Here is a 26,438-nt window from a genome sequence, read left to right on the forward strand (position 1 = left end):
AGCGACCTTGAGTCGCTGGGGTTTTTTTGGGTCATTGTGTTACTTCAATAAGGCTTTAGCCCGTTTTAATACCGCTTCGGCGGTGATATTAAAGTAATCAAACAATTCCTTACCCGGTGCTGATTCACCAAAGGTATCTTGACCGATAACTGCACCATCCAGGCCGACAAACTGATACCAGGCATCAGTTTTAGCTGCTTCCACGGCTAATCGACGTCGACAATGACGTGGTAGAACGGTGTTTTGATAGTCCGGTGACTGTTGTAAGAATACCTCAATACACGGCATCGACACCAGGCGAACCTGATGACCTTTATGTTGTAGTTCTTCGGTGGCCTGAGCGGCAATCCCCACCTCTGAACCGGTGGCAATAATAATCAATTCAGGATCCTGGTTACAATCATTGAGAATATAGCCACCCTTATGAATCAAACTCAACTGATCGTCACGACGTTGTTGATGCGGTACACCCTGACGGGTAAATAATAAACTGGTGGGTCCATCGTTGCGTTTGATGGCTGCATGCCAGGCCGCCACTGATTCCACCGCATCACAAGGTCGCCAGACATGCATATTCGGAATCATGCGCAAAGCCGGCAATTGTTCCACCGGCTGGTGTGTGGGTCCGTCTTCACCGACGCCGATGGAATCATGGGTATAAACAAAGATATTTCTTACTTTCATCAGGGCCGCCATGCGTAACGCATTTTTGGCATAATCAGAAAACATCAGAAAAGTGCCCGTGTAAGGAATAATGCCGCCATGCAAACTCATGCCGGTGGTGATGGCGCTCATACCAAATTCCCGCACCCCAAAAGACAAATAGTTACCGGTAAAATCACCACCATTGATGTGCTTCGAGCCGGACCAAAACGTATTATTAGATGGTGTTAAGTCAGCTGAACCACCAAACAGTTCCGGTAACATAGGGCCGACACCTTCTAAAGCCAATTTAGAGGCTTTACGGGTGGCCATTTCAGGGGCATCTTTAGCAACTTGTTTTAAGTAGGCATCCATTTTGGTATCAAAATCAGCCGGTAATTCATTGTTTATGCGACGCGACAAATCAGCCGCCAATTCAGGGTATGCTTTTTGGTAAGCATGAAAAGTATTTTGCCAGGTTTGCTCACGTTCCGCACCTTTGCTTTCCGCATTCCAGCCTCGGTAAATTTCATCCGGAATCTCAAAAGGTGCATAAGACCAATTTAAGGCTTTGCGGGTGGCGGCAATTTCATCTTTACCCAAAGGCGCGCCATGGGTTTCATGGGAACCGGCTTTGTTCGGAGCACCGGCGCCAATGGTGGTTTTGCAACAAATAAGCGTGGGTTGTTCGGTATTGTCTTTGGCTGCCTTAATGGCCGCATCAACAGCCGCCGCATCATGCCCGTCCACCGCTTCAATGACATGCCATCCGTAGGCTTTAAAACGTTGTGGCGTGTTATCGGTAAACCAGCCATCGACTTCACCGTCAATGGAGATATTATTATCATCATATAAAGCAATCAGTTTTCCTAAGCCCAAGGTGCCAGCCAGGGAACACACTTCATGAGAAATGCCTTCCATTAAGCAGCCATCGCCCAGAAAGACATAACTGTAATGATCAATAATGTTATGACCATCGCGGTTAAACTGTGTGGCCAGCATTTTTTCGGCCAAAGCCATACCCACGGCATTAGCCAATCCTTGTCCCAACGGTCCGGTGGTGGTTTCCACCCCGGGTGTATAGCCATATTCCGGGTGTCCCGGGGTTTTCGAATGTAACTGTCTGAAATCTTTTAATTCCGACATGCTCAAATCATAACCCGATAAATGTAAAGCCGCATATACCAGCATCGAACCATGGCCGTTGGACATGACAAAACGGTCGCGATTAAACCATTTGGGATTTTTCGGATTATGCCGCAGGTGATGATTAAACAGGACTTCAGCGATATCCGCCATGCCCATGGGTGCCCCCGGATGGCCCGAATTGGCTTGTTGAACGGCATCCATGGCCAGAAATCGGATGGCATTGGCTAACAAAGTTTGATTTGACATGTGATTTTAATTTATAGGTTTGGATTAAAAAAAGCCCAAGCGAGCCAGTAGGCGCTTATTTTATGGATAAACCCCATGATAAACAACTGACAATCGCAGAGACTGTCGGTTTTTGTGTTGTTAAGTTAAATTTACTTCCTCCTTTGAGAGGGAACTGAAAAATGTGTTCGACCAGTTTGTAGATGGTTTTATCATTCAGGCACAGTTTTCTTCCATAGCCAGTGGTCTTCAATCATGTCACTTATGCGTTTTTTTGAAACCAGGCAGCCTAAGACTTGATAAACTGATTGTTGGCTGTTGGAAAAGTAGGGCTCAATTTCATTAAACAAAGGAGAGTTGATTGTTTGTAAGCCTTTCATGGCATAAACTTTTGTGACTTTATTTTTATCATTGAGCAAATGTTTAAAAATCTGCTCTGCTTCTTTTGCTGCCAATATGGTTTGATAGGCTTGAAATATTTCAGAGGGACTACCGGCTACTCCGACTTTCGGTGACTCTATTCTTTGGGCACGTTTTAGAATCTGAATCTCGTAACTTAAAAGCATGGGAAGCTCATCTTCTAAAACTTTTTCAGCTTGAAATGTCTCAATGGAATCAGGTAATTTCTGCCAGGAAAAATCAGCCAAACCCACCCACGAAAAAGTCACGAGTAAAACGATTACAATAAACAAATGGACTAAAGCAGTTGTGGTTTGGTTATTCATCATCATTTTTTTTACTCTATAGGTATTAGTCCCTTTATTATTTTAAAAGTTTATTTAATGTATAAGAAAGGCCAAGAATCAGTAATAATGTTCAAATGATAAAAACAAACACAAATAAGAGTTTACGTGCAAGTTCTCTAACGGCATTAGAAAGGTTGCTGGTCAGTGTTTTGCTGTTGGCTTTGACATCGTCTGCGTTGGCGGCTAATAAAGGCGATATTCCGGCAGCCATAACGGTCTGGATTATCGGTGCGGTTCTGGCGGTGTTGATTTCACTGGCTTTTTCATTTAAGAAAAATGAAGCGGGCTCTTTTGTGGGATTAAAGAAAGCCAAATTCTTTTTACTGCTGTCTATTCTGTTATTGATTGTTTTTGTGGCAGGGACGGCCGCATTTTTTATTTTTATGTAAACTGAATGCTGTTGAGTGACTTAAAGGGAATTAATTTTCTGAGAAAATTAGGCAGCTTAGTGTGAATGCTCTATAATAATTCGAGATAATGACGATATTCATAGATAAGCAGAGGATATTATGGCGAAGAAAAAAACATTGAAACAAGCATCAGAAGAAAAGAAGTCACCGCAGTTGGCGGAAAATTTAATGGGTTCGGCCAATGAGATTTGGCTGGCGGGTTTGGGCGCTTTCTCTAAAGCACAAACCGAAGGTAAAAAGATTTTTGATAAATTAATCGAACAAGGTAAAGACTTTGAGCAGGCTTTTAAATCACAATCCCAAAAAGCCGGTAAAGACATTAAATCATCTGTTTCCGGAACTGTGGATTCTGCTAAAAAGAAAGCCAGCGAAAGTTGGGATAAGCTTGAAAGTGTATTCGAAACAAGAGTTGAGAAATCTTTGCATCGATTGGGTGTGCCGACCAATGACGAATTACATAAATTGGTGGATCGGATTGAAAAGTTAACTGCGCAGGTCAGTGAATTAACAGCTGAAAAAAGTGGTGTCGACGATAAAAAATCGGGTGCTCAGACGACTAAAAAAGTAGCGAAAAAAACCAGTAAAAAGAAAACAACTAAAAAGAAAGCCGTTACTAAAAAATCTGCATCAAAGAAAGAAGACGGCGCGTCTAAATCAACGTCCGCAAAATCCAAAGCGACCAAGAAAGCAACCACAAAGAAAACCGCGAAGAAAAAAGCTTCTAAAAAGTAATGAGTATTTGATGAAGCTTAAAAGCCGGTATTTAGCCGGTTTTTAAGCTTTGCTCCAACTGCGACAAGGAATCATCCAGTCGCTCGCGCCAACTGTAGGTTGGTTGGCTGTTGGTGATGTAATCCTGCAAACAGCGATGTTTGGCATTAAGTTTGTGCGAATCGAAGTGTAATCCGTGTCGATTCAGTATAGGAATTAATTCCTGTTGCTGCTGTTGTAAATGTTTGCGGGTCACTTGATAAGCATAATCACAAAGTTCGTCACGATGAGAATAGCTAAACAAATTAGAGTTAAATAAACGCTCATCATCGGCATCAGGTTCTGCCAAAACAATATCTGCTGTTGGGTATAACGACTCATATTTATCTAAGCCTGACTTTAATCGCGATTGCACGATGGAGCGAAACGTTTGAGATAAAACCATGGGTAAGCCACCTGATTCCAGACCTTTTTTAGTGGACTCAGGTGCCCGTGAAAAGGGCACAATTGGGTTCACGGCAAATAAAAGTTGAGTGTCTTGTTTTAATGCTGCGGAGGCATTCATGGTGCGCCGCAGAGCGCCGTCTACATAATATTTACCATTAATATTTACCGGTGCATAGAGGCCGGGTAATGCGGATGAAGCTTGTACGGCTTTAGAAATAGGCACATCTTCATTAACACCATTACCAAAACCGGCAATTTTACCGGTATTTAACTCACAGGCCACAATATACAGTTGTTTGTCCAGTTCTCTGAAGTCGTTACTTTTGCCATGTTTAATCAATATAGACTGTAAGAACTGTTCCAGTTTTTTGTTATTGAAGACGCCGGTAGGTAGCGCGGTTCCTAAATTTTCCAACAAATCCACGATGCCCATTTTCATGGGATTTTTAGCCCACTCCAAAAGTGTTTTTGTTAACAGCTTAGGCGATTTGGCTAAATTAACAATATAATCACGATAAGCTGGTTGTAAAAAATGGTCGGGATTAAAGGGCGTTAATGATTGATTATCAAAGATAAAAATCTGCACCATTTGCCTTAGGCTGATACCGTTCGCTAAACCGGCGGCTAAAAATGCCCCCGAACTGACGCCAACGTACATGTCTAAGTCATTCATGGAGACATCTTCAATGTGGTCTTCCAAAGCACACAAAGCCCCCAATTCATAAAATCCGCCCAACGGGCCTCCACCGGCTAACGCCAGGCCAAACTTATGGTTACTGCTGATCGGATCAGCTGCAGGTTTAATGGTTATCATGGCGTTATTATAATCAAAATCTCACCAAGACACCATCATCGGTGTCATTATGACGACAGTTAAAGTTATGATAAGATAACCATAAAAGAGTAGGTAGAAACACATGATTATCAAGGTTTTATTGGTCGACGACCATGATATTGTCAGAACCGGCATCAAGATGGTGATCGAAAAAATGGCCGGCATTAAAATTGTCGGTGAAGCCACCAATGGACAGCAGGCTATCGAGCAGGCAATGGAATTGAAGCCTGATGTGGTGTTAATGGATATTAACATGCCGCGGATTAGTGGTCTACAAGCCACGCGCCAAATTACAGAAGCTGATCCATATATTCGTATAATTATTTTGACCATTCATGCGCAAAACCCATATCCCAAACAATTATTGGATGCCGGTGCCACCGGGTATTTGACCAAAGGTTGTGCAGCCGATGAATTAGAAAGTGCCATCCGACAAGTCTATGCCGGAAAACGATATGTGGGTACAGATATTGCACAACAAATGGCGCTGTCTATGTTGCCCGGCGGTAAAAATGATTCCCCTTTTGATGTCTTGGCAAAACGAGAGATTGATGTGGCAATGTTATTGGTGCGTGGTAAAAAAGCCAAACAAATTGGACATATTCTGGGACTGAAAGAAAAAACTGTGGCCACTTATAAGTACCGCATTTTAGAAAGGTTGGAGGTTAATAATGAGGTGCAACTGACTCATTTGGCCATCCGTCATGGATTGTTAGATGCCGATGAAATCAATCAAGATGATTGATAATGATGGTGTTTAAGATTTTTTGCTTGGGGCGCCCACTCCATTCATTGGTATTTTTTGAAGTTTTAACGATGCTTCCTGTTCTAAATCCTTGGTTTTGCATGATTTAGAAAACGATAATTATTTAAAATAGCTACGTCTGAGTAAGCAGATAAAGAATGTCATTTGAACTTGGATTGTTGTACAATGCGCATCAATTTAAGGTCTGTGATGTTTTTTACGCAAAACAGGCTGATTGTGGCAATAATTCACTAAAAAAGCCAAGAAAAAACTATTATCTTTGGGTAATTTCCTATAAAATTGCCCGTCTTTTTTAGTGCCCTGAATTTTTTGAGGTAAATATGGTTAAAATTAAAATGGTTAGGCATGGTTCTAAACGCGCGCCTTTCTACAAAGTTGTGGCCACTGATTCGCGTAATGCCGGTGACGGTAAAGCGCTACAGCGACTGGGGTTTTATAACCCGATGGCCCGTGGACAGGAAGTTAAGTTAAACCTTGATATAGAAGGTATTGAGTCTTGGGTTGCCAAAGGTGCTCAAGTATCGGATCGTATCAACACATTAATGAAGCAAGCACGTCAATCTGCTTAAATCATGAGCGATGACTTGTTAACCGTTGGTAAGATAACGGGTCATTTTGGTGTGCAAGGCGGGCTTAAGGTTTTTTCCTATACCCAGCCAATGGACAATATAACAGCTTACCAGCAATGGTATATTGGTGAGCGGTTGTACAAAGGAATTAAAGCCAAAAAACACGGTAAAACCATTATCGCACAGCTACCCGACATTAACAGTCGAGAAGCTGCGGAAGCGCTAATTGGACAAACGGTATCAGTGAATGTGTCACAGTTAAGTGCGTTGCCGGAAGATGATTTTTATTGGCATCAATTAATAGGCTTGACTGTTATCAATCAGGATGATCAAACTCTGGGATGCATTGATTCTTTATTTGAGACCGGTGCCAATGATGTAATGGTTGTTAAATCTGATCAGGGTGACATGCTGATTCCTTATTTATATGGACAGACTGTTGAGCGTGTGGATTTGGTTGCCTCAGAGATACGGGTTAATTGGACTGAGATAGATCAACCGGAGGGCTGATGAAATTTAATGTCATCACCTTATTTCCTGAAGCGGTTAAGAATATGCTGTCTTTCGGAGTGATTGGTCGAGCGGTAGAAGCGGGCAAAATACAGATACAATATTTTAACCCCAGAGACTGGTCTGATAATAAGCATCGACGGGTTGATGATCGGCCTTTTGGTGGCGGTGCGGGTATGCTGATGATGTATGACCCATTGTATCGGACATTGATGGCCATAAAAGAACAAGATGCTGATACGCGGGTGGTGTATTTGTCACCACAGGGACAACCTTTAAAGCAGGTTGATTGTAATTATTTGGCCACAGTTAACAGCTTAACTTTGTTATGTGGTCGTTATGAAGGTGTTGATCAACGCTTTATTGATCGTCATGTGGACATGGAGTTGTCGATTGGGGATTATGTGATTAGTGGCGGTGAATTAGCAGCTGCCGTTATGGTTGACGCAGTGTCAAGACAATTGACAGGTGTCTTGGGCGATGAGTCCTCGGCACAAAGTGATTCTTTCATGACCGGTAAATTGGGTTATCCGCAATATACACGGTCAGAAATACTGGGACAATCAGGTGTCCCAACGGTTTTGTTAAGTGGTGATCATAAAAAAATTGCCAGTTGGCGTGCGGCGCAAGCACTTGCTAAAACAAAACAGCAAAGACCTGATTTAATGGCAGGCACCTCTGAGGGTAAATAATGACCGCTCAAGTGCCCATAAAGTAATGAAAGGCTGGAATGAAAGGTCTTGTAATGATTAAAGAGTATAAATCATGAGTGACATTATAAAAGAATTAGACGCGGCGCAATTACGCAGTGACTTACCTAAGTTTAGCCCCGGTGACACCGTTGAAGTTGGTGTTAAGGTGGTTGATGGAAGTCGTGAGCGCGTGCAAAATTTTGAAGGTGTGGTTATTGCGGTTAAAAATCGTGGTATCAACTCAGCCTTTACGGTAAGAAAAATATCCTATGGCGAAGGTGTTGAACGTGTGTTTCAAACCCATAGTCCGATGATAGCCAGCATTAACGTGAAACGTAAAGGTAAAGTACGTCGCGCCAAATTGTACTACTTACGTGGACTTGAAGGTAAAGCAGCACGTATTAAAGAAAAGCTGGGCACTAAAAAATAACACGAGCTAAGAGAGAATAGTTATGTCAAGAGTATGCCAGGTTACTGGGAAAAAAACAGTCATGGGAAATAACGTTTCTCATGCCATGAATAAAACTCGCAGACGTTTTCTGCCTAACATTCAGACCCATCGTTTTTGGGTTGACAGTGAAGATCGTTGGGTTAGATTGCGCGTCTCTGCAAAAGGTATGCGAGTGATTGATAAGAAAGGAATTGATGCTGTATTGGCAGAAATTCGTCATCGCGGAGAAAAGGTGTAATTATGCGAGATTTAATTAAATTGGTGTCAAGTGCCGGAACCGGTCACTATTACACCACCGATAAAAATAAAAAGAACACGCCTGATAAGATAGCCATGAAAAAATATGATCCGGTTGTCAGAAAGCATGTGATTTATAACGAGAAGAAAATTAAGTAAGCTCAATTCAGAGTGCGCTTATTGAACGGTAATAATGATTAGTCTGTTATTACTCAATGTCTATAAAAACCAGTATTCATAACTGGGTGCCCGTAGAAATAGCGGGTTGTTATGATGGGTTTTTATATTGAAAACAACCCTTACAATAGGAAAATAGAATTATGGCAAACGTAACTGTCAAACAGCTGCTGGAAGCTGGTGCTCACTTTGGGCATAATACCAGATATTGGAATCCTAAAATGGCCCCATACATCTTTGGCGCCCGAAATAAAATTCATATTATCGATTTACGTGAAACCCAAGCGTTGTTCAATGACGCTTTGAATTTCATGGGTACCATTGCTTCACGTCGAGGCAAAATCTTATTTGTTGGCACTAAACGTGCTGCCAGTAAAGCTATTCGTGAAGAAGCCATCCGTTGTGGTATGCCTTTTGTTTCACACCGTTGGTTAGGTGGCATGTTAACTAACTATAAAACAGTTAAAGCGTCCATCAATCGATTAAAAGACATTGAAGCCATGCAAGAAGATGGTCGTATGGAACGATTTGTGAAAAGAGAGCAATTAGCGATGGATCGTGAACGTGCTAAATTGGAAAAAACCTTAGGCGGTATTAAGGACATGAAGGGTTTACCTGATGCCATATTCATCGTAGATACAAAGTTTGAAACAATTGCCATTAATGAAGCAAAAACCTTAGGAATTCCGGTGGTTGCTATCGTTGATACCAACAACTATTATAAAGATGTTGAGTATATGATTCCGGCCAATGATGACTCGATGAAAGCCATCCGCTTATATGCCGCTACTGTTGCTGATGCCATTTTAGAAGGTAAGGCATCGATGCAAATCAGCACCGATGACAGCGCTGAAAAGGAAGACAAACCGGCAGAGAAAAAAGCTAAAACGGCTAAGAAAACGTCTGCTAAAAAAGAATCAGCTCAGTCGGATGACAAACAAGTAGTTGAAGAAAAGTCTGATGATTCTAAAGAGCCTGCTGTTAAATCCAAAGACACGGAAGTGGCTGATGAAGCAGATGATAAAGAAGCAGCAGCTAAAACCACTAAAAAGAAAGTGGCTAAAAAGAAAGTAGCCAAAAAGAAAACCACCAAGAAAAAAGTTGCTAAAAAAGAAAGCGACGAATAATTTAAGGTGATAGATTGGTTTGATGTTCAATCAAACCAATCTTTTGATTAATATGTCACCATAAATTTTACTAGGTGTGGTGATTAAATAACGAGGTAATGATATGAGTATTACAGCAGCAATGGTTAAAGAGTTGCGTGAAATCACCGGTGCCGGCATGATGGAATGTAAAAAGGCTCTGGTTGAGACTGAGGGCAACATTGAAGTGGCCGTTGAAAACTTAAGAAAATCGGGTGCTGCCAAAGCGGCTAAGAAATCAGGCCGAGTGGCTGCAGATGGTATAATTAAAGTTATCACATCTGATGACAACAAAACTGCTTATATTGCTGAAATCAACAGTGAAACTGATTTTGTGGCAAAAGACAGTAACTTTTTAAAATTTGCTGATACCCTAATTCAAGCTGCCATGGATAACAATGTGGGTTCAGTCGAGTCTTTAATGGCTTGTGAAGTGGATGGCAAAAGTATCGAACAAGCCAGAACTGATTTAGTGGCAAAAATTGGTGAAAATATCCAGTTACGCCGTATTCAAAAAATCACCCTGGATGAAGGTCAGGTTGGTTGTTATTTACATGGTAAAAATATTGGTGTCGTGGTTGCAGCGACCGGTGCTGATGAAGAGTTGATTAAAGACATTGCCATGCACGTGGCAGCTTCTAATCCACAATTTATTGATGCCGATGAAGTGCCTGCGGAAATCTTGGATAAAGAAAAAGAGATTTTGGTGGCGCAAGCACAAGATTCTGGTAAGCCCGCAGAAATCATTGAAAAAATGGTAGAAGGCCGTGTTCGCAAATATTTGGCTGAAATTACTTTAAAAGGGCAAAACTTTGTCAAAGATCCAGACGTAACAGTTGCTAAGTTATTAAAAAATAACAATGCAGATGTGTTAAGTTTTGTTCGCTTTGAAGTTGGTGAAGGTATCGAAAAAGCAGAAGATAATTTTGCCGAAGAGGTCATGTCACAAGCACGTGGAAACTGAGTCTTTAAAATACAGTCGCATTCTCCTGAAATTATCAGGAGAAGCGCTGTTAGGCGCTGAGGATTACGGTATAGATCCTGAGGTCATTAACCGCTTATCCGCTGAAATTTCTCGCGTTCATCAATTGGGTGTTGAAATAGGCATTGTTATTGGTGGTGGTAATATTTTTCGCGGTGAAGGTTTAAGCAAATCGGGTATTGATCGTGTCACCGGTGATCACATGGGTATGTTGGCGACTGTAATGAATGCCCTGGCTTTACAAAATGCCTTAGAAAAACAAGGCAATAAAGTACGCGTTATGTCAGCCATTGGTATTCACGAAGTATGTGAAGACTATATTCGCAGACGTGCCATTCGGCATTTGGCTAAAGGAAATATCGCTGTATTTGCCGCTGGTATAGGTAATCCTTTTTTCACCACTGATTCAGCTGCCAGCTTACGCGCCATTGAAATTAACGCAGATATTGTGCTTAAGGCCACCAAAGTTGATGGTGTTTATTCGGCTGATCCCGTAAAAGATCCCAATGCGGTTAAATACGATCATCTGACATATGATGAGGTGATTGAAAAGAAATTGGCCGTCATGGACACGTCAGCTGTGGTGTTGTGTCGAGATCGTAACATGCCCATTCGAATTTTTGATATTAACCGTAAAAACGCCCTCATGGACATAGTTAAAGGCGCCAGTATCGGAACCATTGTAACAGCTTGAATTTTGGAGTAATTATGATTAATGATGTTGTCAATGAAGCAAAGCAGCGAATGACTAAAACCATTGAAGCGTTGCGTAATGAATTAAAAGGCGTCCGCACCGGTCGTGCTAACACTAACCTCTTAGATGGTATCATGGTAGATTACTATGGTGCCTCGTCAGCACTCAATCAGGTCGCTAATGTTGCAGTTCAAGATGCCCGAACGCTGACTGTTACGCCTTGGGAAAAGACCATGATTGAGCCCATTGAAAAAGCCATTATGGCATCAAATTTGGGTTTAAATCCAATCAGTGCCGGTATGGTTATTCGAATTCCATTACCGCCATTAACTGAAGAACGCCGTAAAGAAATGGTGAAGATGGTTGGTCAAATCGCAGAAAACTCTAAAATCAGTATTCGCAATATACGGCGAGACGCCAATAGCCAATTAAAAGCCATGGAAAGTGCTAAAGAGATTACTGAAGATGACTTGCGTGGTGGTGAAAAGCAGGTTCAAGAAGTTACCGATAAATTCGTCACTCAAGTTGATGAAGTGGTGGCTGAAAAAGAACATGAGTTGATGGACATCTAAGGTCTGTCCAGATTGGGAGCCATGTATGAATGTTCAGCACATCGCCATTATCATGGACGGCAATGGTCGGTGGGCTGCGCAAAGAAAAAGACCTCGCACCTGGGGTCATAAGGCCGGTGTTAAGGCAGTAAAATCCACCCTCAAAGCCTGTGTTCAATCAGGTATAAGTCACCTGACTTTATTTGCCTTCAGCAGCGAAAATTGGCGTCGCCCTCAATCTGAGGTGAAGCGCTTAATGACCTTGTTTTTGCAATCTTTAGAAAAAGAATCACCGGAATTATTACAACAAGGTGTTGCCATTCGATTTATCGGCGATTTATCGGCATTTTCTGAAAAGTTACAAATTAAAATGCAGGAAGTTTCTGCTTTACAACCTGAAGACAAACGGCTAACTTTACATGTTGCAGTCAATTATGGTGGTCGTTGGGACATCGTGCAAGCGGCTAAACAATTAGCGTCTATGCATCAGCAAGGAACGCTTGACCTAAGCGATATAGATGAGTCGCTTTTTAATCGACACACTTGTTTAAGCCAACAACCGCCAATCGATTTGTTGATACGCACCGGTGGAGAGCAACGTATATCAAATTTTTTATTGTGGCAATGTGCTTATACGGAATTGTTTTTTATCGATACGCTGTGGCCAGATTTTGATGAAAAAGTGTTACAATCTGTATTGGTGGATTATAACAAACGAGAACGCCGATTTGGCCAAACCAGCGATCAACTCAATGCTTAAACAACGCATCATAACAGCTTTAATCTTAGCCCCTTTATTTTTACTCATCGTAATCTACGGTCAAAATATAGGGTTTGCCGCCATGGTTTTACTAATCGGTGCTGTGGCCATTTTTGAGTGGTTGAAGATAAATCAGCTACCCATTGCTATAGTGGCATTAAATGCAGTTAGTATAACCCTGCTGTGTGGCTACTTAATGCGTTGGTTACCGCAACCACTCGAATATTATTGGCTACTTAGTGCTTTGATCTGGTTACCGGCTTTATTGTGGTTAAAGAACCACCAATGGGGATATCAACAAAAAGGCTTACAAATTATGATTAAGACGCTGTATGGTGTCTTGGCCATTATGTTGTTTATGCTGAGTATGCAGCAACTTCATGATCATGAGATGGGTGTTTTCAGGGTTTTGAGTTTGGTTTTTTTAATTTGGGTGGCGGACATTGGTGCTTACTTCAGTGGTAAGAACTTTGGTCGTCACAAGTTGGCTGTCAATATTTCACCCGGTAAAACTTGGGAAGGTGTCATCGGTGCACAGCTTTTTGTGGCTATTTATGCCATGATATTAGCCATCGTTTTTCAGTTAAGTATGTTCATTCTGATACCAATTATGATGGTGGTGGCTTTATTTTCAGTGGTGGGTGACTTGGTTGCCAGCTTAGGTAAACGTCAAGCAAAGGTTAAAGACAGTTCACAAATCTTACCTGGACATGGTGGCATATTAGATCGTTTCGATAGTATGATTATTGCAGCACCTTTGTATTTGATTCTTTTGGACGCTTTATGAAGCAGGTTGCAGTATTGGGTGCCACGGGATCTATTGGTGATTCTACTTTGGCGGTAATGCGGTGTCACCCAGGAAAATTCAAAGTTCATACCTTATCAGCCCACAAAAACAGTGATAAATTACTCACGCTTATTAAAGAGTTTACTCCGCGTCATGTCGTCATCACGGATAAGACTGCATATAAAGCCGTCAAGTCGACTTGTACAGTCAGCCGTGTTGATATTCACTATGGAGCAGAGGCTTTAAACGCGGCTGTTAAAGCGTCGGAGATAGATTTGGTGGTGGCCGGGATTGTCGGCAATGCCGGGATGTCTTCTGTCATGGCAGCAATCGAAGCCGGCAAAACCTTGTTATTGGCTAATAAGGAATCCATCGTGACGGCAGGTTCTTTGGTGATGCCTTTAGCACTTAAAACCGGCGCACGTATAATTCCACTGGACAGCGAACATAATGCCATTTATCAGTGCTTGCCTGAAACTTACCAAATTGGAAACCGACCTGAATCAGTGGCTCATCTAACCTTAACCGCCTCCGGTGGTCCTTTTTGGAATACCCCCAAATCTGATTTTCCACAAATCACTCCGGCACAAGCCGTGGCTCATCCGCAGTGGGATATGGGCGCTAAGATATCAGTCGATTCAGCAACATTGATGAACAAAGGTTTAGAAGTGATTGAGGCGCATTGGTTGTTTAATATGCCGGTTGATGAAATTCGTGTGGCCATACATCCACAAAGTATTATTCACTCCATGGTGAACTATATAGACGGTTCAATTTTGGCACAAATGGGTGTTCCTGATATGCAAATCCCTATCTCACACGGGTTGGGGCTGGGTCAACGGTTAACCAATAATGCGGCCTTGTTAGACATTACTGAGATTGGCCAATTACAATTTTATCCTGCAGATTATGAGAAGTTTCCTAATTTAAAATTAGCTCGATTGTCGATTGAAATCGGTGGTATAGCACCGGCTATTTTGAACGCGGCCAATGAGGAAGCAGTAACGGCTTTTTTAAACAATGAAATCGCCTTTACGAAAATTTCCGATATCAATGATAGAATGCTGAATTCATTTACTGTAGAAAAGGTTGAGTCTGTGCAACAACTCATTGAATTAGATCAGTTAGTAAGGCGACAAACAAAAGCCTGTATAGCCTCTTTGAGATAATGTCATGATGACTGTGTTGGCAAGTATATTCTGGTTAATAATCACTTTAGGGGTGTTGGTTACTTTTCATGAATTGGGCCATTTTTTATTGGCGCGGTTGTTTGGTGTAAAAGTTTTGCGATTTAGTGTGGGCTTCGGTAAGCCAATATGGTCTCGTTTTGACCGTTATGGTACTGAAATTGCGGTGGCGCCCATTCCTTTGGGTGGTTATGTCAAACTACTGGATGAACGTAATTGTGACGTCAGTGCGTCTGAAAAACATAACGCCTACAATCATAAACCTGCATGGCAAAAATTCCTCATTATGTTCGCCGGTCCGGCCTTTAATTTTATTTTGGCGTTTCTCCTATATTGGATGATGTTTGTTGTCGGAAAACCGGAAATCAAACCCACCATTGGAGAGCCCACCAAACTCATGGAACAGGCAGGCTTTAGTGCCAAAGATCAAATTATTGAAGTAGACGGTGAAAAAGTTAACACCTGGTCTGATGTGTCCATGTATCTTATTACCGCGGGTTTGGACCGCAGAGACATTCAGGTCACCATTAAAAACAATGCCGGCTCGGTTCAGGAAAAAAACCTTAAACTTTCACAATTACCCAGCGGCATAAAAGAATCAAAGATGATGTCCGCCATTGGCTTAAAAGCCTGGCAAATGCCAGTGCCGGCTGTTATGGGTGAATTGTCAGAAGGTTTACCTGCGGCAAAAGCCGGGTTACGAAAAGGTGACGAAATTGTTGCCATCAATGGTGAAACGGTTGAGGACTGGTATCAATTAAGCCAACAGATAAGTGAACTCTCGCCGCCGTTAACACTCACCTATGTGCGCAACGGTCAAGAGTTTGAAGCGCGAATTAATCAATATGTAACAGATCCGGACAATCCAAAACGTCAAGTTATCGGGATTCGACCGATTCAACCGGATGAGCAAGTGGTTGATTATGCTAAAAGCCTTTACTACGAACTGTCTTATGGTCCTTTACAAGCCATGCCGATGGCATGGCAAGAAATGCTGAAAATAACTGGCAAATCCTTGGAGATGATAGGTAAACTATTGGTCGGAAAAGCATCCTTAGAAAATTTATCAGGTCCGATAACCATAGCCCAGGTGGCCAATGATTCAGCGGCCAGAGGATTTTCTTGGTATTTGTCATTTTTGGCATTAATAAGCTTAAGTTTAGGTATCATTAATTTGCTGCCGGTACCAATGCTTGACGGCGGTCAGATTTTATTTTTACTGTTTGAGAAAGTAAAAGGTGCGCCGCTAAGTGAGCGATTTGAAATACGTGCACAATTACTGGGTATGTTGATGTTAGTTTCTTTAATGACCTTGGCAATTTATAACGACATTTTAAGAACCCTGTCATAAATATAAAAAATTTTAATATGAAAAAAATAGTTTTACTTTTGTTAATACTGGTAACTGCCGGCGCTTCTGCGTTTGAGCCATTTGTAATTGACGACATCCGAATTATTGGGGCTGATCGAATTTCTCAAGGCACCATATTCTCGCATTTACCCATGGAGCGAGGTGATGAGATTGATGCACAAATGGTCAGAAATGGTATTCAACGGCTATTTGCCACCGGCTATTTTAATGACATTAAAATGACTAAAGACGGACGGGTTCTTATTATTACAGTAGAAGAACGTCCAGCCATTGCCACCATAAGCATTACCGGTAATAAAAGTATTAAAACCGAGGAGTTATTAGCCGGTCTGGAAAATATCGGTTTATCTGAAGGTGAAGTGTTTAATGAATTAGAACTGGAGCGGGTAAAAAGTGAACTGGTTCAACAGTTTTTTTCACGGGGCAAATACAACGTTAAAGTTGATACCAGTCACAGAGAATTGGACCGTAATCGGGTCATGGTGACAATTACCATTGATGAAGGGAAGTCAGCCAAGATCCAGCACATTAAAATTGTTGGCAACACCGTTTTTAGTGATGAAGAGCTGATTGATACTTTTGAGTCAGATACAACCAATTGGTTATCGTGGTATTCTCAGGATAACCAATATTCCAAAGAGAAACTCAATGGTGATTTGGAAAAGCTCAAGTCGTATTACATGGACCGTGGCTATGTCAACACTGACATAGAGTCAGTTCAAGTCACCATCAGTCCTAATAAAAAAGAAATATACATCACCATCAACATTCAAGAAGGTGATCAGTATTTATTTGGTGAACAAAAATTAACTGGTGAATTAATTTATGATAAAGAGGTTATGGAAAATTACCTGTTTACCAAAGAAGGTAATACCTTTGCCCAAAACTTAATTGAAATTACGGTTAATAATTTTAAAGGCCTGTTATCTAACCGCGGTTATGCATTTGCTGAAGTGGAGCCGGTGACACAAATTAATGAAGATGATAAAACTGTGGATTTAACGTATTACGTTAAACCGGGTAAACGGGTGTATGTTAGACGGATTAATTTTATCGGAAATACCAAAACCAAAGATGAAGTGTTGCGTCGCGAGATGCGTCAGTTTGAAGGGGCTTGGTTCTCACAGGCATTGGTCGACCGTTCTAAATTAAGATTACAGCAAAAGCCCTATATTGAAGAAATTGAAATAGAAACGCCGCAAGTCCCGGGTAGTGAAGACCAAGTTGACGTCAATGTCAAAGTTAAAGAAAGAAACTCAGGACAATTCCAGTTTGGTTTAGGTTATTCACAAGTCAGTGGTCTAAACTTATCGGGTAGTGTGTCACTGGCTAATTTTTTAGGTAGTGGTAATTCAGTATCGGTGGCAGTTAATACCAGTGACTATTACAATCGCATTAACCTGTACTATGAAAATCCCTATTTTACCGACGATGGTATTTCATTGGGTTATAGTTTGAATTTTACTGACATTGACCAGGGAGAAGCCAATATTGCCCAATATAATTCATCTAATGGTAGTTTAGGCGTAAATATGTCTTTCCCGTTAACCGAATACGATCGTTTATATACATCATTTGCCTATGAGCGGGTGTCACTACGCGCGACACAAGGCAGAACTGCGGATGCCATTGTTGATGAGTTGTTGGATTTAGGTGGTTATGCCTATTTCTGTCTGCCTTCAGTGCGGCCGGATGACGATGATGATTTACTGCCTTTGACGAATCAATGTTTTGCTGACGGTGTCATTCCGCCGGCCACCGGTGCGGATGGGGAAACCATTCTCAGCCCTTATCAGTATCGGCGTGCGTTTACTTTATATAAAACCACTGCCAGATGGGCGCGCGATAGCCGTAACCGTTTTTTCAACCCAACCCGTGGTGCCTATCACTCCATCGGTTTTGAAGCCAGTTTACCCAACAGTACTGCTGAGTTTTATAAAATTAATCTCAAAGAAAATATTTTATTCCCTTTAACTAAAAACCTAACATTATCACTGCGTGGTGAAATTGGCTATGGCGAAGGTTACGGTGATACCAACAGCTTGCCTTTCTTTGAACATTTCTTTGCCGGGGGTGTGAATTCGGTTCGGGGTTATGATGATAATACCTTAGGACCTAAATCATTGGTTGCTGAAATTCCCGGGACCTACGATCATTTACCATTGACATCACGTCCTGGAGATCCGGTCGGTGGTCAGTTTAAAGTGATTGGTTCTGCTGAAGTGATATTCCCAACGCCTTTTGCAAAAGATTCAAATGCAGCCCGGCTGGCATGGTTTATCGATGCCGGTAATGTGTTTGATAGTTACGATGATTTTGAGGCCAGAGAATTGCGATTATCTACTGGGGTTGCTTTAAAATGGCAAGCACCCGTTGGTCCGATTGTGATTAGTTATGCGTATCCGTTTAATTCGGATAAATATGACCGTAAGGAACGATTACAATTCACCTTTGGTAATACTTTCTAAGCAATGCAAAAGGTGAGCTCACAACTTATTCTGTTTATGTGCATAATGTTGCTTCAGTCAGGTGCCCGAGCCGCTGATAAAATCGGCTATGTAGACATGAATATTTTGATTAATAACTCACCGCAAATTCTGGCTGCTAACCAAACACTCACTCGAGAATTTGAAGAACAGAATAATGAAATATCTCAGCAGGAAGCTGATTTGCAGGTTATGGAAGACAGCATCCGTCAAGAGGGTAATTTTATGACACCCGATGAGCTCGCCAAATTACAGGAACGGGCACGGATTTTAGAGCGTCAAGTACGGCGTGCCAAAGAAGATTTGAAAGACGCCATCACCATTCGAAATTCACAGCTGGTGGATGAAGTACAAAATGAAATTAAACGTGTGGTATCAGAATATGCCAAAACCAACGGTTATGATGTGATATTGATTAATGCCATTTTGTATGCCAACGAACGCATTGATATTACGGATGAAATTCTGTCGCAATTGCGAGAAGAATACAATACAGCCACCAGTCAATAGATAAGCGTATGACCACTTTGTCACAACTGGCGTCTCATTTTGGTTTACAGTATGAAGGTGATGGTGATGTTGAAATAACCCATGTAGGTACCTTATCAAGCGCTGCAACCGGCGCTATCAGCTTTCTCAGTAATTCCACTTATATTAAAGACCTTGCCAGCACCGCGGCATCTGCGGTGATTATGTCTTCAGATTTGGCCTCACAGTATTCGGGCAATAAATTAATCAGTGATCAGCCTTATGTCACTTTTGCCCGGGTGGCATCATTTTTCGCACCCAGGCAACCAGTACAATCGGGTATTCATCCCAAAACAGACATTGATGCCACTGCTGAAGTGGCAGACAATGTGGGTATTGGCGCTTATTCAGTGATTGGTGCCAATGTCAAGATAGCTGCCGATTGCCGTATTGCTGATCGTGTTAGTATTGGCTCAAATTGTATCATCGAGTCAGGGTGTGAGATTAAATCTGGCGTCATAATTGAACATAACTGTCATATTGGCAAGAATGTGATCATTCATCCCGGTGCCATTATTGGTGCTGATGGTTTTGGTTTGGCTCGGGCCTCTGATGGTTGGCTTAAAATACCACAAACAGGGCGAGTTATTATTGGTAATGGTTGTAGCATTGGTGCCAACACCACCATTGACCGAGGTGCCATTGATGACACAATTTTAGGGGATGACGTGCACTTGGATAATCAGATTCAAATCGGCCATAATGTCCAGATTGGTGCGCACACGGTGATTGCCGGATGTGCAGCCGTGGCGGGTTCTGCAAAGATTGGTGCCAATTGTTTGATTGGTGGTGGTGCCGGTGTGGTTGGTCATATAACAGTTTGTGATGCGGTGACAATTCAAGCCATGGCATTGGTCACCGGGCACATTAAAAAACCCGGTGTTTATGGCTCGGTGGCACCGTTACAAGAAAATGCACAATGGCGCAAAACAGCTGTCAGGATAAAGCAATTGGATGACCTGGCAAAGCGGCTTAAAAAATTAGAGAGAAAAATAGATGACTGAACAAAGAACTCCAAACACCATAAATGTTGAGCAAATAATGGACTTAATACCCCACCGTTATCCTTTTTTGTTGGTGGATCGGGTATTGGATTATGAGGCCGGTGAATGGATTAAAGCCATAAAAAATATCAGCTTTAACGAGCCACAATTTAACGGTCATTTTCCCGGTCATCCGGTGATGCCAGGTGTTATGGTGATTGAAGCCATGGCTCAAGCCTCCGGTGTGCTAACCCAATTAAGTCGCTCCGGACGTAGCGATGATGCCTTGTTTTACTTGGTGAAAGTGGACAATGCAAAATTCACCCAAATAGTTGTGCCCGGTGATACCTTGGTATTTGAGTGCCACATTAAAAAGGTTATTAAAAATATGACACTTTATCATTGCAAAGCCACGGTTGAAGGTCGTTTGGTGGCCAAAGCAGATTTGTTATGTGCTGAGAAATCAAAATGATTCATGAAACTGCCATCATCGATGACAGCGCTGACATTGCCGATGATGTTAAAATCGGCCCTTATTGTATTGTGGCTGAAGATGTCAAAATTGCATCCGGTTGTGAACTCAAATCTCACGTCGTCATCGGCCCACATACTGAGTTGGGTGAACATAATGTGGTTTATCCATTTGCTTGTTTGGGCGAAGCGCCACAGGATAAAAAATTTAACAAAGAGCAAACCCGTTTAAGCATTGGTCATAACAACACCATCCGAGAGTATGTCACCATTAATCGTGGTACCACCGATGACCGTTTAGTGACTGAAGTGGGTGATAATAATTGGATTATGGCGTATGTTCACATTGCCCATGATTGTGTGGTGGGAAATCACACCATTATGGCAAACGGCAGTACGCTAGCCGGTCACGTACATATTGGTGATTATGTTATTTTAGGTGGTTTTACTAAAATTCATCAGTTTTGTCGGGTGGGTGACCATGCGTTTACCGCCATGGATACTGCTTTTCAGAAAGATGTGCCGCCTTTTGTTATGGCCCATGGCAGCCCGGCAAAGCCCCGAGCCATAAATTTTGAAGGTTTAAAACGACGTGATTTTACAAAACAACGCATTCGAGACATAAAACAAGCTTATAAATTTTTGTATCAGTCTGATTTAGGCCTATCTGATGCCTTGGCTGCCATGGCTGACTTAATGGCAAGGTCTGAGGATGTGAAATTGATGTACGACTTTATCAAAGCCTCGCAGCGCAGTATTATTCGCTGATGTCAAAAAAGAGTAAGACAATTGCGGTGGTGGCCGGTGAAGCTTCCGGCGAGTTACTGGCTGTGGATTTAATCAAACAGTTGAAGCTATTACAGCCGGAGATTCGTATCTTAGTGGTTGGTGGTGCAAAGCTGTCAGCCCTGGATGTTGAACTCATTGCCGATAATGAAATTTTTCAGGTCATGGGCTTGGTGGAAATAGTGGCTGATTTACCGGCCTTATTAAAAGCCAAAAATCAGCTGGTTAAAACCTTATTAGACAGACAGGTTGATTTATATATTGGCGTAGATGCACCAGAACTAAATTTTGCCATCGCCAAAAAACTACACAAACAACAGGTACCTGTGATGCACTATGTCAGCCCATCGGTCTGGGCTTGGCGGCCGAAAAGGGTTTATAAAATGGCCCGTTATATTGATTATTTATTGACTTTATTTCCGTTCGAACCGGCTTTATATGCTGACACCACGATAAAGACCTTTTTTGTTGGCCATCCGATGGCGCAACAAATTCCAATTGAAGTGAATAAATCACAACAAAAAGCAATCATTGGCTTGGAACCAGAATGCTTCACACTAGCCCTGTTGCCCGGTAGTCGTAGCCGTGAGATAAACACATTAATGCCTCTGTTTGCAGCAGCGGCAAACCAATTAGCCAACTCTGACTGGCAATTGATTAGCAGTGCTGTGAGTCCTGAAAAGCAGAAAACAGCGAATCAAATCGCCAAGCAGTATGGTCTTAAAATTCACTGGTTTGATGACAGTCAAGCCGTATTAAAAGCTGCCGATTTTGCCATTGTCGGTTCAGGAACTGTGGCCTTGGAGGCCATGTTGTGTAAAACACCGATGGTGGTGGCCTATAAAATTGCCGCGATGAGTTACGGTATTGTGCGATTATTTAAACTGATGAAATTGCCCTATTATTCTTTGCCTAATGTTTTGCATGGTGATTTTTTAGTGCCCGAAGTGATGCAAAATGATTTAACTGTGCCGCAATTGGTACTGACCACACAACAAAGCCTACAAAGTAACAGACGACTTTCGGTGGTGGCTGAATTTACCCGATTACATCGTCAATTGTTACCACCCGAAAATCAGCAGGCAGGGCAGATTGTCTCAGATATAATGGAGGCGTTATGATCGCTGGTGTTGATGAAGCCGGACGTGGCCCGTTAGCCGGACCGGTGACTGTGGCTGCGGTCATTTTAAAAACCATACCAGACGGCTTAAATGATTCTAAAAAACTCAGTGAAAAAAAACGTACGGCATTATTACCATTGATTAAATCTATGTCAGTGGCTTGGAGTGTGGTGCATGTTTCGCCTGAAGAGATTGATGACATGAATATTTTGCAAGCGACTCTATGGGGAATGCAACAGGCAGTGCAGCAATTAGAAGTTCAACCAATTGAAGTTCTGGTGGATGGTAATCAAGTGCCTAAGATGACACTGCCATGTCGTGCACTGGTGGGCGGGGATGGTCTAGAGGCCTGTATTTCTGCAGCCTCTATAATTGCTAAATGTCATCGAGACAGTTTAATGCTGGAAGCACATCAGAAATTTCCTGAGTATGGTTTTAATCAACACAAAGGTTACCCAACGAAAGCACATATGGAGGCGTTAAGCAAATGGGGGCCATGTGCCATCCACAGACGTAGTTTTGCGCCGGTTCGTGCAGCTGAACAACAAGGTTTATTTGTATGACAGCAAAGCAATTTGTTCATTTGAATGTACACAGTGAATACGCGATAACGGACTCAACCATTCGTATAGCACAGTTGGTAAAAACAGTGCGGGATATGGGAATGCCTGCGGTGGCTTTGACTGATACCAATAATCTATTTGCTGCCTTAAAATTCTACAATGCCGCTAAGTCAGCAGGTATTAAGCCAATTTTCGGAGCCGATATCAGTGTCCATAATCCGGCGCTTGAGATTGGCACTTTTGAAATGACATTGTTATGCCAAAATCGCACAGGTTACCTTAATTTAAGTCGAATTATTTCCCAATCACAGCGACAAAGTGATGATCGCGGGCAAGTGTACGTGGAAAAATCATTTTTATTGGCGCACAGTGAAGGTTTATTGCTATTGGCCGACTCCATGGTCAGTGATTTTGGGCGTTTAATTCAACAGCGCCAATTAGAAGCGGCATTGCAGGCCATGCTTGATTGGAAAGCGGTTTTTGGTGATCGGTTTTATGTGGCTTTGGCGGCCATTAAACGGGCCGGGGAACAAGCCTGTCACGATGCGTCTTTGTATATGGCGGCTAATCAGGATATTCCTCTGGTGGCTACTGGTCGCTGTCGCTTCTTACAAGCGGATGATTTTGAAGCCCATGAAGCACGGGTATGTATCAACAGCGGCCACATTGTGGCTGACAATAATCGTCCTCACGATTACACCGAACAGCAATATTTGAAATCACCGGATGAAATGGCTGATTTATTCAGCGATTATCCAAGTTTATTGTCAAACACCTACCACATTGCACAACGCTGTAGTTTTGATTTTGATACCAAAGATTATTATTTACCAGATTTTCCGGTTCCTGAAGGCGAAACCATTGACAGTTATTTTGCCAATTTGTGTCGATCCAACTTAACGGCCTTTCTGCAATCGGATGTGCGTGATCAAGATTACAGTGATGAAGATTATAAAGCACGCTTAGAACTAGAAATTAAAGTCATTTTGGATATGGGTTTTCCGGGGTATTTTTTGATTGTATCGGATTTTATACGCTGGTCAAAAGATAACAAAATTCCTGTGGGTCCCGGGCGAGGTTCCGGTGCTGGCTCATTGGTGGCTTATATGCTTAAGATTACCGCCTTAGATCCACTGACTTATGAGCTGCTGTTTGAACGGTTTTTAAACCCCGAACGGATCTCCATGCCCGACTTTGACGTGGATTTTTGTATGGATCGTCGCGATGAGGTGATAGCCTACGTGGCGGATAAATATGGCAAGGAAAAAGTCAGTCAGATCATTACTTTTGGTGCCATGAATGCCAAAGCGGTGGTGCGTGATGCCGGTCGGGTACTGGGTTATCCGTATCCGGTAACCGATGGCATTGCCAAACTGATCCCCAATGATTTGGGCATGACCCTGAAAAAAGCCATGAAAGCGGCACCGGACTTGTTGGCACTCTATGAAGACGATGATGAAGCCAAAGAAATCATCGATTTGTCGTATAAATTAGAAGGTTTAAAACGTAACGTTGGTAAACACGCTGGTGGGGTGGTGATTGCGCCCAGTGCCATCAGTGATTTTTGCCCCATCTATATTGAGCAACAATCGCAAAGTGTGGTCTGTCAATTTGATAAAGATGATGTGGAAAGCATCGGTTTGGTTAAGTTTGACTTTTTAGGGTTACGGACATTAACCATTATTGATTGGGCGGTACAAGCCATAGCTGCGGATACCGGCAAACAATTGGACATTGAAAAACTACCCTTAGATGACGCCAAAACTTTTCAACTCATGCGTACCGGTAACACCACCTCGGTGTTTCAGTTGGAATCACCGGGTATGCAGTCACTGATTGGGCGCTTAAAACCGGACAGTTTTGAGGACATTATTGCTTTGGTGGCTTTGTATCGACCAGGTCCTTTGGACTCAGGCATGGTGGATACCTTTGTGAAATGTAAACATGGGCTTGAGAAACCCAACTACATGCATGATGATTTAACTGAAATTCTTGAGCCCACTTATGGCGTTATTTTATACCAAGAGCAGGTGATGCAAATTGCCCAAGTTTTGGCTAACTTCACTTTAGGTGGCGCTGATATTCTTAGAAAAGCCATGGGTAAAAAAATCCATGAGGTCATGGAACAGCAAAAACAGGTATTTATTGATGGTGCCGTTGAGCGGGGAGTTGATGGGGCATTGGCGGCACATATTTTCTCGCAAATAGAAACCTTTGCGGGATATGGTTTTAACAAATCTCATTCAGCCGCTTACGCACTGGTGGCTTATCAAACTGCTTATTTAAAAGCCCATTATCCGGTGCACTTTATGGCTGCGGTGCTGTCAGCTGACCTAAATAATACCGATAAAATTGTCAAGCAGTTATACGACATTAGATCCTTGGGAATCTGTCTTAATCAGCCTGATGTTAATAAATCTTTTTATCGTTTCAAAGCCATCAAAGGTGCAATTCAATATGGTTTGGGTGCCATAAAAGGTGTTGGTGAAGGTGCCATTGAAGACATTGTCCATGCCAGAGAACAGGGTGGGCCTTTCAAATCCTTTAGTGATTTATGTGGCCGTGTGAGTCTTAACAAAGTAAATAAACGCAGTTTAGAAGCCTTGATTAAAGCCGGTGCGTTCGATAGTCTACATGACAATCGCAGCCAACTCTTAGATGGCATGGAGCAGGTGGTTAAAGCTTCAGAGCAACAGAATAAAGACAAACAGTCGGGGCAATTTGATCTCTTTGGCGGTAGCCAAGACAACAGTACCTATGCGGATATCCAATTGCCGCCGGCTAAGAAAGAATTAAAGTTAGACCGCTTATTGGCAGAAAAGTCGGTGTTGGGTTTGTTTTTAAGTGGTCACCCGATTGATGTTGCATGGGAATGTTTACAACATGTGCTGAGTTTTCCTTTAGGTCATTTTCATCAGATGAAAATAAACAGCGAGCAACCCAGAGAGTTTCGGGTGCTTGGTATGGTTTCAGGTGTTCGTCCCGGTTTTAGACAGAAAATGAAATTATTGCTGAATGATAACACCGGCGATTTTGATTTTACCTTATCGCCTCAGTTATTCAGTGAATATGAAGCGCATCTATCACAACATGAAATTGTTATGGTGAGTGGTGAAGCGGGGTTAAAAAGTTTTAAAGGCCGTGACGGTGAACCTGATAATGAAGTATTTGTGGTGTCTGTTAAAGAACTGCTGACCTTGGATCAGGCATTGGCAATGTATTGTAACCACATATGTTTGGTGTCTTTGCATCATGGCGAACAATTGGTCGATGACATCAGTGACTTATGTCAGGCATATGGTCCTGGCAAGACCCGGTTATATGTGCATTATCGCAATCAGGGTGAGCAGTATAATCTTGAATTGGGTGAAGAATATGGCATACGCATTAACAATCAATTTATTGAGGAGGCCTTAAGCCGGCCCTCAATCCAAAAAGTTTTGGCCAAAAAATAA

General features: G+C 42.2%; 28 protein-coding genes. 25 read left to right on the top strand and 3 right to left on the bottom strand.

Annotation, left to right across the window (positions count from 1 at the left end):
• Positions 1–39: 39 nt before the first annotated feature.
• On the bottom strand, positions 40–2,037 hold the full coding sequence (gene tkt / locus OS173_RS02805; protein WP_267182758.1) for a transketolase: 1,998 nt from the start codon (positions 2,035–2,037) through the stop codon (positions 40–42).
• A 191-nt stretch (positions 2,038–2,228) separates the two neighbouring features.
• Positions 2,229–2,747 carry a hypothetical protein gene (locus OS173_RS02810; RefSeq protein ID WP_267182759.1) on the bottom strand — a complete coding sequence of 173 codons (519 nt, stop codon included), beginning with the start codon at positions 2,745–2,747 and terminating at the stop codon, positions 2,229–2,231.
• Between the two features lie 89 nt (positions 2,748–2,836).
• Here OS173_RS02810 and OS173_RS02815 point away from each other — a divergent pair, with 89 nt between their 5' ends.
• Together OS173_RS02815 and OS173_RS02820 are read left to right on the top strand one after the other, a co-directional pair.
• Complete coding sequence (locus OS173_RS02815) at positions 2,837–3,151, top strand: hypothetical protein (RefSeq protein WP_267182760.1); 315 nt, start codon at positions 2,837–2,839, stop codon at positions 3,149–3,151.
• A 120-nt stretch (positions 3,152–3,271) separates the two neighbouring features.
• Positions 3,272–3,904, top strand: coding sequence for a phasin family protein (locus tag OS173_RS02820; RefSeq protein ID WP_267182761.1), 633 nt, complete (start codon positions 3,272–3,274; stop codon positions 3,902–3,904).
• 31 nt (positions 3,905–3,935) lie between these two features.
• On the opposite strand, the gene OS173_RS02825 is transcribed toward OS173_RS02820, so the two are convergent.
• Positions 3,936–5,144, bottom strand: coding sequence for a patatin-like phospholipase family protein (locus OS173_RS02825; protein WP_267182762.1), 1,209 nt, complete (start codon positions 5,142–5,144; stop codon positions 3,936–3,938).
• A 103-nt stretch (positions 5,145–5,247) separates the two neighbouring features.
• On the opposite strand from OS173_RS02825, the gene OS173_RS02830 reads away from it, so the two are divergent.
• The 23 genes from OS173_RS02830 to dnaE all read left to right on the top strand — a co-directional run bounded on the left by OS173_RS02830 (position 5,248) and on the right by dnaE (position 26,438).
• Positions 5,248–5,910 carry a response regulator gene (locus OS173_RS02830; protein ID WP_267182763.1) on the top strand — a complete coding sequence of 221 codons (663 nt, stop codon included), beginning with the start codon at positions 5,248–5,250 and terminating at the stop codon, positions 5,908–5,910.
• A gap of 341 nt (positions 5,911–6,251) precedes the next feature.
• The gene (rpsP, locus tag OS173_RS02835) at positions 6,252–6,500 is read left to right on the top strand and encodes a 30S ribosomal protein S16 (protein WP_267182764.1); all 249 of its coding nucleotides are present in this window, start codon (positions 6,252–6,254) and stop codon (positions 6,498–6,500) included.
• Positions 6,501–6,503: 3 nt separating this feature from the next.
• Positions 6,504–7,010 carry a ribosome maturation factor RimM gene (gene rimM, locus OS173_RS02840; RefSeq protein WP_267182765.1) on the top strand — a complete coding sequence of 169 codons (507 nt, stop codon included), beginning with the start codon at positions 6,504–6,506 and terminating at the stop codon, positions 7,008–7,010.
• Positions 7,010–7,702, top strand: coding sequence for a tRNA (guanosine(37)-N1)-methyltransferase TrmD (trmD, locus tag OS173_RS02845; RefSeq protein WP_267182766.1), 693 nt, complete (start codon positions 7,010–7,012; stop codon positions 7,700–7,702). The genes rimM and trmD overlap by 1 nt, the downstream gene beginning before the upstream one ends.
• Positions 7,703–7,775: 73 nt before the next feature.
• Complete coding sequence (gene rplS / locus OS173_RS02850; protein ID WP_267182767.1) at positions 7,776–8,132, top strand: 50S ribosomal protein L19; 357 nt, start codon at positions 7,776–7,778, stop codon at positions 8,130–8,132.
• 22 nt (positions 8,133–8,154) lie between these two features.
• Positions 8,155–8,391, top strand: a complete 237-nt coding sequence (rpmB, locus tag OS173_RS02855) for a 50S ribosomal protein L28 (protein WP_267182768.1) — start codon at positions 8,155–8,157, stop codon at positions 8,389–8,391.
• A 2-nt stretch (positions 8,392–8,393) separates the two neighbouring features.
• Entirely contained in the window at positions 8,394–8,549 is a 156-nt protein-coding gene (gene rpmG / locus OS173_RS02860; RefSeq protein WP_267182769.1) for a 50S ribosomal protein L33, read from the top strand.
• 161 nt (positions 8,550–8,710) lie between these two features.
• On the top strand, positions 8,711–9,694 hold the full coding sequence (gene rpsB, locus OS173_RS02865; RefSeq protein ID WP_407659806.1) for a 30S ribosomal protein S2: 984 nt from the start codon (positions 8,711–8,713) through the stop codon (positions 9,692–9,694).
• 103 nt (positions 9,695–9,797) lie between these two features.
• Complete coding sequence (gene tsf, locus OS173_RS02870) at positions 9,798–10,676, top strand: translation elongation factor Ts (protein WP_267182770.1); 879 nt, start codon at positions 9,798–9,800, stop codon at positions 10,674–10,676.
• Positions 10,666–11,388, top strand: coding sequence for a UMP kinase (gene pyrH, locus OS173_RS02875; RefSeq protein ID WP_267182771.1), 723 nt, complete (start codon positions 10,666–10,668; stop codon positions 11,386–11,388). Before tsf ends, pyrH begins: the two co-directional genes overlap by 11 nt.
• Before the next feature lie 14 nt (positions 11,389–11,402).
• Entirely contained in the window at positions 11,403–11,960 is a 558-nt protein-coding gene (frr, locus tag OS173_RS02880; RefSeq protein WP_267182772.1) for a ribosome recycling factor, read from the top strand.
• Positions 11,961–11,985: 25 nt separating this feature from the next.
• Positions 11,986–12,699: a polyprenyl diphosphate synthase gene (gene uppS, locus OS173_RS02885; protein WP_267182773.1), complete on the top strand. Its 714-nt coding sequence runs from the start codon at positions 11,986–11,988 to the stop codon at positions 12,697–12,699.
• Positions 12,668–13,486, top strand: coding sequence for a phosphatidate cytidylyltransferase (locus OS173_RS02890; protein WP_267182774.1), 819 nt, complete (start codon positions 12,668–12,670; stop codon positions 13,484–13,486). The genes uppS and OS173_RS02890 overlap by 32 nt, the downstream gene beginning before the upstream one ends.
• On the top strand, positions 13,483–14,655 hold the full coding sequence (gene dxr, locus OS173_RS02895; RefSeq protein WP_267182775.1) for a 1-deoxy-D-xylulose-5-phosphate reductoisomerase: 1,173 nt from the start codon (positions 13,483–13,485) through the stop codon (positions 14,653–14,655). The genes OS173_RS02890 and dxr overlap by 4 nt, the downstream gene beginning before the upstream one ends.
• A 4-nt stretch (positions 14,656–14,659) precedes the next feature.
• On the top strand, positions 14,660–16,024 hold the full coding sequence (rseP, locus tag OS173_RS02900; protein WP_267182776.1) for an RIP metalloprotease RseP: 1,365 nt from the start codon (positions 14,660–14,662) through the stop codon (positions 16,022–16,024).
• A gap of 17 nt (positions 16,025–16,041) precedes the next feature.
• Positions 16,042–18,513 (top strand): outer membrane protein assembly factor BamA, encoded by a 2,472-nt coding sequence (bamA, locus tag OS173_RS02905; protein WP_267182777.1) that lies wholly within the window; start codon positions 16,042–16,044, stop codon positions 18,511–18,513.
• A 45-nt stretch (positions 18,514–18,558) separates the two neighbouring features.
• Complete coding sequence (locus OS173_RS02910; protein WP_267182868.1) at positions 18,559–19,041, top strand: OmpH family outer membrane protein; 483 nt, start codon at positions 18,559–18,561, stop codon at positions 19,039–19,041.
• An 8-nt stretch (positions 19,042–19,049) separates the two neighbouring features.
• Positions 19,050–20,063 carry a UDP-3-O-(3-hydroxymyristoyl)glucosamine N-acyltransferase gene (gene lpxD / locus OS173_RS02915; protein ID WP_267182778.1) on the top strand — a complete coding sequence of 338 codons (1,014 nt, stop codon included), beginning with the start codon at positions 19,050–19,052 and terminating at the stop codon, positions 20,061–20,063.
• Positions 20,056–20,514 carry a 3-hydroxyacyl-ACP dehydratase FabZ gene (gene fabZ, locus OS173_RS02920; protein ID WP_267182779.1) on the top strand — a complete coding sequence of 153 codons (459 nt, stop codon included), beginning with the start codon at positions 20,056–20,058 and terminating at the stop codon, positions 20,512–20,514. Before lpxD ends, fabZ begins: the two co-directional genes overlap by 8 nt.
• Positions 20,511–21,281 (top strand): acyl-ACP--UDP-N-acetylglucosamine O-acyltransferase, encoded by a 771-nt coding sequence (gene lpxA / locus OS173_RS02925; protein ID WP_267182780.1) that lies wholly within the window; start codon positions 20,511–20,513, stop codon positions 21,279–21,281. The genes fabZ and lpxA overlap by 4 nt, the downstream gene beginning before the upstream one ends.
• A complete protein-coding gene (gene lpxB / locus OS173_RS02930) occupies positions 21,281–22,420 on the top strand; it encodes a lipid-A-disaccharide synthase (protein WP_267182781.1) in 1,140 nt (379 codons plus the stop codon). The genes lpxA and lpxB overlap by 1 nt, the downstream gene beginning before the upstream one ends.
• Positions 22,417–22,983, top strand: a complete 567-nt coding sequence (locus OS173_RS02935) for a ribonuclease HII (RefSeq protein ID WP_267182782.1) — start codon at positions 22,417–22,419, stop codon at positions 22,981–22,983. The genes lpxB and OS173_RS02935 overlap by 4 nt, the downstream gene beginning before the upstream one ends.
• Entirely contained in the window at positions 22,980–26,438 is a 3,459-nt protein-coding gene (dnaE, locus tag OS173_RS02940) for a DNA polymerase III subunit alpha (protein ID WP_267182783.1), read from the top strand. The genes OS173_RS02935 and dnaE overlap by 4 nt, the downstream gene beginning before the upstream one ends.

The organism is Marinicella gelatinilytica, from assembly GCF_026410405.1.
GTDB lineage: Bacteria > Pseudomonadota > Gammaproteobacteria > Xanthomonadales > Marinicellaceae > Marinicella > Marinicella gelatinilytica.